This is a genomic window from Mesorhizobium sp. P3_A9 (assembly GCF_056402975.1).
This window is the reverse complement of record NZ_JBFUGJ010000247.1, coordinates 1-9,171: the sequence shown is the minus strand read 5'-3', so window position 1 is coordinate 9,171 and position 9,171 is coordinate 1. Positions and strand designations below refer to the sequence as shown.

Here is a 9,171-nt window from a genome sequence, read left to right as displayed (position 1 = left end):
ACACCGCCAAGGAGAGCGCGCGGAGGACGGCGATGCGCCTGACCGCTTCGAGCAAACTATTGGCCGGTCTCACCAAAGCGGGAAAGCTGAAGATCGTCGCGGCGATCTATGACCTCCAAACCGGTGCGGTGACCTACATCGAATAGCACAACGTCTTGTGCGTTCGAATCCCATCCGCTCACCATTGCCAAAGAACATGCCAGCGCCTTCGTCCATGAACCTTTGGAAGCCACAGACGCTCGCTATCCCTCAGCCGTTCCGCGACAGATGCACGTCCAGAACGGCGGCCTTCTTGGCGATCAGGCCTTCCAAATCCGCGTCGGACCTTTTGGTGCCGGTCCGTTCGCGCAACAGCGAGATCACCGCGCTCATCGACAGCGGGGTGATTTGGGAAAGCGGTGCGGGCTGGGCACCCAGAATGGCATCCACCGCGCCGGCAACATCCGGGGTCTCCGTTGGTGCTCGCATGGGCGGTTCCTTCTGTTCAGGCCGGCCTCGTCAACATCAGCCGGTGCTCTGACACCGCGATCGAAGACGACTGCCAGGCCGTTCTTGACGGCGAGGGCGGCGACCATATCGTCGAGCTTACGGTCGGAGAGGGCTGGGTCAGCGGGTTTCAGGATCTTGCCGATCACCCTGGCAGCCTGATCCGTCGACACGAAGTCATACCGCCGTTTTCTGGCCTCGACATATTGCTCGATGATCATGCCCAGGCGTCGGGCTGCAATATCCCTGGGTTCTTGCGCATCCTTCGGTTCCTGCACATCCTTGGGTTCCTGCACTTGGGGCCTCCTTGGGCTGCCGTGCGTGCAAATTCAGCAGCCCACAGGAAATAGGGCCGCCAGGTCGGACATCAAACGCTCTTCGATCATTCGGCGCATCTGCCAATGAGGCCGGAACGATCCTGCGGCTGAAGCATTTCGCTCCATGACCAGCTCATTGAGGGAAGGCCGGGCCATGAAGATCGCCCATGTCGCACCATTGTACGAATCCGTGCCGCCAAGGCTCTATGGCGGGACGGAGCGCATCATCTCCTACCTCACCGAAGCTCTCGTCGACCTCGGCCACGACGTGACGCTGTTCGCCAGCGGCGATACCAAGACCTCCGCCAGGCTCGTGCCCTGCCGCGAGCGGGCGCTTCGTCTTGATCCCCGTCCGTTGAAATCCGAGATCGCGGCGCATCTGTCGATGCTCGATGAGGTCAGGAAACGGGCTGACGATTTCGACGTCATTCACTTCCATCTCAGCCATTTCCTGCATTTCCCGTTTTTCCGCGACATGCCGCAACGCACGGTGACGACGCCACATGGCAGGCTGGACTACGCGGATCTCGCACAAGCCTATGATCGGTTTCCACGCTTCCCGATGATTTCGATATCGCGCAGCCAGCGGGCGCGGTTCGCATCCGCGAACTGGCTGGCGACGATCCACCACGGCCTGCCGGTCGATCTCTACGAACCCGATTTCGAGGCAGGTTCGGATGGCGGCTATCTTGCTTTTCTCGGCAGGATGTCGCGCGACAAGCGCCCGGACCGGGCGATCGAGATTGCTCGCCGCACCGGCTTGAAGCTCAAGCTCGCGGCCAAGATCGGTGACGACGATCGCGCCTATTTCGAGGAAGTCGTCCAACCGATGATCGATGGCGACCAGATCCAATATGTCGGCGAGATCAATGAGCAGCAGAAGACGGCGTTCCTCGGAAACGCCGCCGCCCTGCTTTTCCCGATCGATTGGCCGGAGCCATTCGGCCTTGCCGTGATCGAGGCGATGGCCTGCGGGACACCTGTCATGGCCTGGAGTTGTGGCGCCATGCCGGAGATCGTCGACCACGGCGTGAGCGGTTTCGTCGTCGAGACCATAGAGGATGCCGTTGCCTCCATGCCGGCTCTCCTGCAACTCGACAGGCGGCGAGTCCGGGCGGTGTTCGAGCGGCGCTTTTCAGCCCGCAGGATGGCTCAGGACTACGCCGCCGCCTATGCCGAGCTGGTCGACGCCGGCGGTCACGTAAAGGCCTCGTAGCGGTACTCCTTCCGGAAATGAACAGGGACAGGCCACTTGACCATCACCCAACTCGACGAGCGCACGCTTGATCCTGCAATAGCCCTGGCTTCCCTGGACGAAACCGCGCCACGGGAGCCGCACAGGCTGTTCGCCCTCAAGCATGGCGACTGCTTTGTCGTCGCCGACGCCTATGGCGATATACGCGGTGTCGGGGATGGGTTCTTCCGCGACGACACGCGCGTGCTCTCTGAATTTCGTCTCACCGTCGGTGGGCGGTCGACGTCGTTGCTTGGCGCGTCGCTTAGCCAGGACAATGTGCTGTTCACCACCAATTTGACCAATCTGCCGATTGAAAGCGCCGCGGGTCGCCAGATTCCGCAAGGTGCGATTCACATCGAGCGCGTCAGACTGCTGTGGGAGGAAAGGCTCTATGAGCGCATAACGCTGTCCAATTACAGCCGGGAGCATTCGACGATCCTGCTGTCGCTGCGTTTTGCAGCCGATTTCCGCGACATGTTCGAGGTCCGCGGCTCGACCCGCGCGAAGCGTGGAACCGCCCATACGGCAGAGATGGCCCAGAATGGGGTCGTGCTCCGCTACGAAGGCCTGGACAAGGTGGTGCGGACATCGGCGATATCGTTTTCGCAGACGCCCGATCAACTGACCTCCGAGCGGGCGGATTTCGTCATCGCCGTCACCAAGCGCAGCAGCCAGACGCTTTACGTGGAAGTGGGCAACCAGACAGATGATCGCCCCGAAAGCCATCGGTTTCGCGCTGCTGCTGCCCGTGCCCGTTTCGGCATGCGCGCCAAACGCCGGCATGGCGCGACGCTGCACAGTTCGGGCCGCGTTTTCAACGACTGGATGGCGCGGGCTCGGGCCGATGTCGCGCTGCTGACGACGGAACTGCCGACCGGGCCATATCCCTATGCCGGCATTCCGTGGTTCTCCACGGCTTTCGGCCGGGATGGCGTGATTTCGGCCTTGCAGATGCTTTGGCTCAATCCTGGGCTGGCGCGTGGCGTCCTGGCTTTTCTCGCCCAGCACCAGGCGACCGAGACCTCGCCTTTCAGCGATTCCGAACCCGGCAAGATCATGCACGAGACCCGCAAGGGCGAGATGGTGGCGCTGAGCGAACTGCCGTTCGGCCGCTACTATGGCGGTGTCGACACGACGCCGCTCTATATTCACCTTGCCTGCGCCTATGCGGACCGCACGGGGGACATAGCGTTCATCGACACGCTGTGGCCATCGCTGTGCGCGGCGGCCGAGTGGATCGAAACGGCGAGCCGTTCGACGGGTTTTCTCACCTACCAGCGCGCGGCAGCATCCGGCCTTGCCAACCAGGGATGGAAGGACAGTTTCGATTCCGTCTTTCACGCCGATGGCCGCATTCCGAAGGGGCCGATCGCGCTGGTCGAGGTGCAGGGTTACGTCTTCGCGGCATTCCAGGGATTGGCGAAACTGGCACGGCTGCGCGGCGAAACGGAGCGGGCGGAGAGTTGGGAAATACGCGCGGACACACTTCGCCAGCAGGTCGAGCGCCATTTCTGGATCGAAGACTTGGGCTATTATGCGCTGGCACTGGATGGCGAGGGCCAGCCGTGCAAGGTGCGCACGTCCAATGCCGGTCACCTGCTTTATGTCGGCCTTCCCAGCCCGGATCGCGCGCGCATGGTCGCCGACCAGTTGCTGTCGGCCTCGTTCCATTCCGGCTGGGGGCTGCGGACGCTGGCGGACGATGCGATCTTCTTCAATCCGATGTCCTATCACAATGGGTCCATCTGGCCGCACGACACCGCGATCTGCGCGGCCGGGCTGGCGCGGTACGGCAGGCGCGACAGCGTGGTGCGGCTGATGAGCGGAACCTTCGAATCCGCCGTCCATTTCAACATGCGGTTGCCCGAACTATTTTGCGGCTTCACACGCGCGGCCGGCGAGGCGCCGATTGCCTATCCGGTGGCTTGCCTGCCGCAAGCCTGGTCCGCGGGCTCGGCCTTCATGCTCATGCAATCGTGTCTCGGCCTTCAGATCGATGGCTGGGCAGGCGAGATCCATGTGACCCGGCCGCGCCTGCCGATCGGCATCGACAGCCTCGTCATCCGCCATCTGTCGGTGGGGCAAGCGGCGGTCGATCTGACATTCCAGCGCGTGGGCGATCGTGTCGGCGCCTTCCTTGCAGAACCGCATGAGGGGCTGGTGCCTCTGGTGGTCAGGAGTTGAAAAATCGGAACTATCCCGCGCCACGGGCGTTGGACCACCACTATGGGCGCCGAAACTCCAGCAGATTGAGCCGCTTCGGTATCCCATTGAAAGGTCATCTATTTAAATGCCTGACAACAGTTCGTACCTGGTCGTTCCTCTATTCGCATTGTGGCTCTTCACCCTTGCAGCTGTCGGTATCCTGGCCATTGTGCTGGTGACGATGATGTTGCGGGCGCGCAAGGGCAAGTTGGCCACTGTGCAGGCTGAACCGGCTCGTGGCCTATTGCCGGAATTCGACAAGGACGGGAAGTCTGCTGTCGCCTCGCTGGTGCAATGGTCGCCCGAGACACTGCGTCACATCCTGGCGACCGAACTTCCCGATGCCCAGGTGATCGTCGTCTCCAATCGTGAGCCGTACATCCACAATCGCGAGGGCGACTCCATCCAGCTGGTCGTACCCGCCAGCGGGCTCGTCTCCGCCCTAGAGCCGATCACGCGAGCCTGTGCGGGCACGTGGATCGCCTATGGCGGCGGTTCGGCCGATGCGCTCGTGGTCGACAAGAACGACCGTATCGAGGTGCCGCCGGACAATCCTTCCTACACGCTGCGCCGGGTCTGGCTGAGCGAGGAGGAGCAGCAAGGCTATTACCTCGGCTTTGCCAATGAAGGCCTCTGGCCGCTATGCCATATCGCCTTCACCCGGCCGATATTCCGTGCCTCGGATTGGGAAGCCTATGAGGCGGTCAACCGCAAATTCGCCGACACCGTTGTCGCGGAAGCCCGCAACGAGCGGCCGATCGTGCTGGTCCAGGACTACCATTTCGCGCTGCTGCCGCGCATGATCCGGGAGCGCCTGCCGGAGGCGATCATCATCACCTTCTGGCACATTCCATGGCCGAATTCGGAAGTGTTCAGCATCTRCCCGTGGCGCGAGAAGATTCTCGACGGCCTGCTCGGAAGTTCGATTGTCGGCTTTCACACCCAGTTCCATTGCAACAACTTCATCGACAGCGTCGACCGTTTCCTGGAAAGCCGGATCGAGCGCGAGGATTCGGCCATCTCCTATGGCGGCGAGATCAGCCTGATTCACGCCTATCCGATTTCAATCGAGTGGTCGCCGCCGCACCTGGATAAACTGCCCGACGTCGCGCAATGCCGTCGGCAGGTTCGCGAGAAATTCGGCCTGGCCGAACATGTCAAACTGTGCGTTGGCGTTGAACGTCTCGACTACACCAAGGGCATCCTCGATCGCTTCAACGCACTCGATGAACTGCTGACGCTTCATCCGGAATGGATCGGCAAGGTGGCGTTCCTGCAGATCGCGGCGCCCAGCCGTGGCACCCTGCCCGCCTATCAACAATTGTACGACGAATGCCTGCGCCATGCCGAGGATCTCAACCAGCGCTATGGCCGCGAAGGCTACACGCCCGTCCTGATGGTGACGGAACATCACTCGCAGCTGCAGGTCTACGAAATCTACCGTGCCGCTGACGTCTGCATGGTTACCAGCCTGCATGACGGCATGAACCTGGTTGCCAAGGAGTTTGTCGCGGCGCGCGAGGATGAACAGGGTGTGCTGCTGCTCAGCATGTTTGCCGGCGCCTCCAAGGAGCTGCTGGAAGCCCTGATCGTCAATCCCTATGACGCGGCGATGATGGGCGACGCCTTGCTGCAGGCCTTGACCATGTCCGAGGAAGAGCAACTTCAGCGCATGCGACGCATGCGCGAGATCGTGCGCGAAAACAATGTCTATCGGTGGGCGGGCAGCATGCTTCTCGATGCTGCGCGTTTGCGCAAGCGTGATGCAGTCGATCGTGCAGTGGGTGCTGCTCCGGCGGCCCCAGCCAATGTGATATCGCTGCTCGATCGCAGACGCGTGGCGGCGCTGTGATGTCGATATTGCCAAACCCGCCGGAACCCGTCGTCCCACAAGGGCCATGGAGCCTGTTCCTCGATATCGATGGCACGCTTCTCGAACACGCCGCGCATCCCGATGCGGTGGTTGTCAGTGCGGAGTTGCGCATGCTGTTGACACGGCTTGAATCGCAATTGGACGGAGCTTTGGCGTTCATCACGGGACGGTCGATCGCCGCCGTCGACCATCTCTTCCAGCCCCTCAGATTGCGCGCCGCCGGGCTCTATGGCCTCGAGCACAGGCTGGCACGCGACGGTCCGGTCGAAGCGGCCGTGGAACCGGCCGACATTGCAGCGCTTGCCAACGAAATCGCGACGGAACTGGACAATGCGGACGTCTACATCGAACGCAAGGGACCAATCCTGGCCATTCATACACGCGCGGCCCCGCATTTGCTGCAGCGGGCGACGGAGCTGGTCGAACAGGCACTGGACAAATTACCCGCGGGATATCGGGTCTTGGCCGGAAATGCCGGTGTGGAACTGATGCCGCTGGAGGCGGCGAAGGGAGCAGCCATCCGACGCTTCATGCAAATTCCGGCCTTCAGGGGACGCCGACCGGTATTTCTCGGTGATGATACTTCAGACGAGAACGGGTTCGAGGTCGTCAACGAATTGGACGGCATCTCGGTTCGCATAAAGCCGCACGGATCGACAGCGGCACCTTTTGCGCTGGCCGGCGTGGATGCGGCCTTGGCCTGGCTGGACGGGATGAGCAGACGCGAGACTGCGGCCACGCTGGCCGCAACGGCCAAATGAACCGGATTGCACCCAAGCCGTTCACGCGCATGGAAGGAGTGTGCGAATGACCCAACTGACCAGCTTCATCCGGGAAATCATGCCCGCCTGGCTGCAACGGCGCGCCGAGCCGCAAAGCGGTAATGCCAAGACGGCAGCTGAGCCATTGCGTCCCGAAGACGCCGATACAGTCTGGCGCAAGGCTGTCGAGAACGATCTGTTTGGAGCCAACACAAGGGATTATGCCGAGACCGGTGGGAAGGGCCGCAATCGCCATTGACGGTCGCGCTCAGCCGTTCCCGAAAACCAGCGAGACATTGCCGCCGGCATGGCGTTCGAGCCGGCCGGCAAGGTCGAGTTCCAAAAGCACCATGAAAACCTGGGCTGGGTGCAGGCCGGTGTGGCGGATGATTTCGTCGACCGACACCGGCGTCGGTCCGAGCGCCTCGATGACCTTGGCGCGGTCGCTCTCGCCGGGCGGCGGTGTGGCCGCAAAGTCGGGCGGGTCCTCAAACGGCGGCACATCAGGCGCCCTCATGCCGGTCAGCGGGGCGATCGCCCTGGAAACATCCGAAGCCTCGGTAACCAGCGTGGCGCCGTCCTTGAGCAGGCCGTTGGTGCCGGCCGCGCCTGGGTCAAGTGGCGATCCCGGTACGGCGAAGACCAGCCGGCCCATTTCGCCGGCGAGCCTGGCGCTGATCAGCGAGCCCGAACGTTGTGCCGCCTCGACCACCACCAGCCCAAGGGCCGCACCCGCGACAAGGCGGTTACGGCGCGGAAAATCCTGGGCGCGCGGCTGCCAGCCGAACGGCATTTCCGAGATGATGGCGCCGCGCTCGGCGATTTCCGCGCACAGGCCGGCATTTTCGGGCGGGTAGGGCAGGTCGAGGCCTCCGGCCAGCACGCCGATGGTGCCGGTTGCCAGGCTGCCCTGGTGTGCCGCCGTGTCGATGCCGCGCGCCAAGCCGGAGACGACGCCATAGCCGTCGCCGCCCAGATCGGCCGCCAACATGCGCGCCATCTTGATGCCGGCCAGCGATGCGTTGCGGGCGCCGACGATGGCAACGCCCGGCAGCCGGAACACAGCGGCATTGCCCTTCACCGCCAGCAGCGGTGGCGGATTATCCATGCTGCGCAAAAGCGGYGGGTAGTCTGGCTCGCCGATGCCGACAAAACGCGCGCCAGCCTTGCGGGCTGCCTCGAGTTCGGCCTCGGCTTCAGCGATCGACGGAATGCGGGCGATCCGGCTGGCGCCGCCCGAAATCATCAGTTCCGGCAGGATTTCGAGCGCGACTTCGGCGGATCCGAAGCGGTTGATCAGGTCGCGAAACGAGGCTGGGCCGACATTYTGGGTGCGGATCAGCCGCAGCCAGCTCAGCCGCTGCCGGTCGCTGAGGCGCGGCCCGGCGGTCGGTTCGCTCACCGCGGTGGCGTGCTCGCTCACCCCTTGGCTCCGATCTTGCCCTCGGTGCCCGCAAGCAGCCGCGAAATGTTCGCCCTATGCTTGATGAAGACGATGATGCTCATCACCACGAACAGAACGGCAATCTGGGGTGTGCTCATAAAATACAGGGCGATCGGCACGACGACGGCCGCCGTCAGTGCTGCCAGAGATGAGAAGCGAAACAGGTATGCCATGACCAGCCAAACGACGGCGAAGATCAGCGCCACCTGCCAGGCAAGGCCGATCAGGACGCCAAGATAGGTGGCGACGCCTTTGCCGCCCTTGAAGCCAAGCCAGGCCGGGAAGAGATGGCCGAGAAAGGCGCCGAGGCCGGCCCAGACCGCCGTTTCCGGCGCGAAATGGCCAGCAATCAGCACGGCGGCGGTGCCCTTCAGCGCATCGAGCAGCAAGGTCGCGGCGGCCAGGCCCTTGTTGCCGGTGCGCAGCACGTTGGTGGCGCCGATATTGCCGGAGCCGATCTTGCGCACATCACCAAGGCCGGCGGCACGGGTAAGCAGCAGCCCAAAGGGAATCGAGCCGAGCAGATAGCCGAAGACAAGTGCTGCGATGATGCCGTAATTCATTGTTTCCCCCGTATTTTCTTATGTCATCGCCTTGGCCTGCGTTCAAGCCAGCGCGCAGACGAACGAGTCACCGATCAGGGGGCCTTCGCCCGGCGCCCTTTGGACGATTCGCCAGCCGCAGCCCTCCACCAGACGGGCAAGGAAATCAGGATTGTAAAAGCACATGCCGCCGTTCCTGTCCGGGCTCCTGTCTTCGAACTCGGCGATCCCGGCATCCAGAAAGCACGTGAAAAGAAGCCGGCCCTGGGCCGCCGTGTGGCGGCGCAGGAGGGTGAAGATGAATGC

10 protein-coding genes are annotated in these 9,171 nt (G+C 62.9%); 6 read left to right on the top strand and 4 right to left on the bottom strand.

What is annotated here, in order from left to right; translation table 11 throughout:
• Positions 1–249 precede the first annotated feature (249 nt).
• The gene (locus tag AC1DX0_RS25595) at positions 250–468 is read right to left on the bottom strand and encodes a hypothetical protein (RefSeq protein ID WP_477220425.1); all 219 of its coding nucleotides are present in this window, start codon (positions 466–468) and stop codon (positions 250–252) included.
• Here AC1DX0_RS25595 and AC1DX0_RS25590 point away from each other — a divergent pair.
• The 6 genes from AC1DX0_RS25590 to AC1DX0_RS25565 all read left to right on the top strand — a co-directional run bounded on the left by AC1DX0_RS25590 (position 456) and on the right by AC1DX0_RS25565 (position 7,138).
• On the top strand, positions 456–836 hold the full coding sequence (locus tag AC1DX0_RS25590; protein ID WP_477220426.1) for a hypothetical protein: 381 nt from the start codon (positions 456–458) through the stop codon (positions 834–836). The genes AC1DX0_RS25595 and AC1DX0_RS25590 overlap by 13 nt on opposite strands.
• A 121-nt stretch (positions 837–957) precedes the next feature.
• Positions 958–2,019 (top strand): glycosyltransferase family 4 protein, encoded by a 1,062-nt coding sequence (locus AC1DX0_RS25585; RefSeq protein ID WP_477220696.1) that lies wholly within the window; start codon positions 958–960, stop codon positions 2,017–2,019.
• Positions 2,020–2,061: 42 nt separating this feature from the next.
• Positions 2,062–4,224, top strand: coding sequence for an amylo-alpha-1,6-glucosidase (locus tag AC1DX0_RS25580; protein WP_477220697.1), 2,163 nt, complete (start codon positions 2,062–2,064; stop codon positions 4,222–4,224).
• 106 nt (positions 4,225–4,330) lie between these two features.
• Positions 4,331–6,097: an alpha,alpha-trehalose-phosphate synthase (UDP-forming) gene (locus AC1DX0_RS25575; protein WP_477357270.1), complete on the top strand. Its 1,767-nt coding sequence runs from the start codon at positions 4,331–4,333 to the stop codon at positions 6,095–6,097.
• Positions 6,097–6,879 carry a trehalose-phosphatase gene (gene otsB / locus AC1DX0_RS25570; protein WP_477220428.1) on the top strand — a complete coding sequence of 261 codons (783 nt, stop codon included), beginning with the start codon at positions 6,097–6,099 and terminating at the stop codon, positions 6,877–6,879. The genes AC1DX0_RS25575 and otsB overlap by 1 nt, the downstream gene beginning before the upstream one ends.
• Positions 6,880–6,925: 46 nt before the next feature.
• Positions 6,926–7,138, top strand: a complete 213-nt coding sequence (locus tag AC1DX0_RS25565) for a hypothetical protein (RefSeq protein WP_477220429.1) — start codon at positions 6,926–6,928, stop codon at positions 7,136–7,138.
• A gap of 9 nt (positions 7,139–7,147) precedes the next feature.
• Here the strand turns inward: AC1DX0_RS25565 and dprA are convergent, their stop codons facing one another.
• The 3 genes from dprA to AC1DX0_RS25550 form a co-directional block, all read right to left on the bottom strand.
• Positions 7,148–8,281 carry a DNA-processing protein DprA gene (gene dprA, locus AC1DX0_RS25560; protein ID WP_477220698.1) on the bottom strand — a complete coding sequence of 378 codons (1,134 nt, stop codon included), beginning with the start codon at positions 8,279–8,281 and terminating at the stop codon, positions 7,148–7,150.
• A gap of 17 nt (positions 8,282–8,298) precedes the next feature.
• Positions 8,299–8,886: a glycerol-3-phosphate 1-O-acyltransferase PlsY gene (gene plsY / locus AC1DX0_RS25555; RefSeq protein WP_477220430.1), complete on the bottom strand. Its 588-nt coding sequence runs from the start codon at positions 8,884–8,886 to the stop codon at positions 8,299–8,301.
• A 42-nt stretch (positions 8,887–8,928) separates the two neighbouring features.
• The coding region (locus AC1DX0_RS25550; protein ID WP_477357268.1) for a hypothetical protein at positions 8,929–9,171 on the bottom strand (243 nt) is incomplete at its 5' end.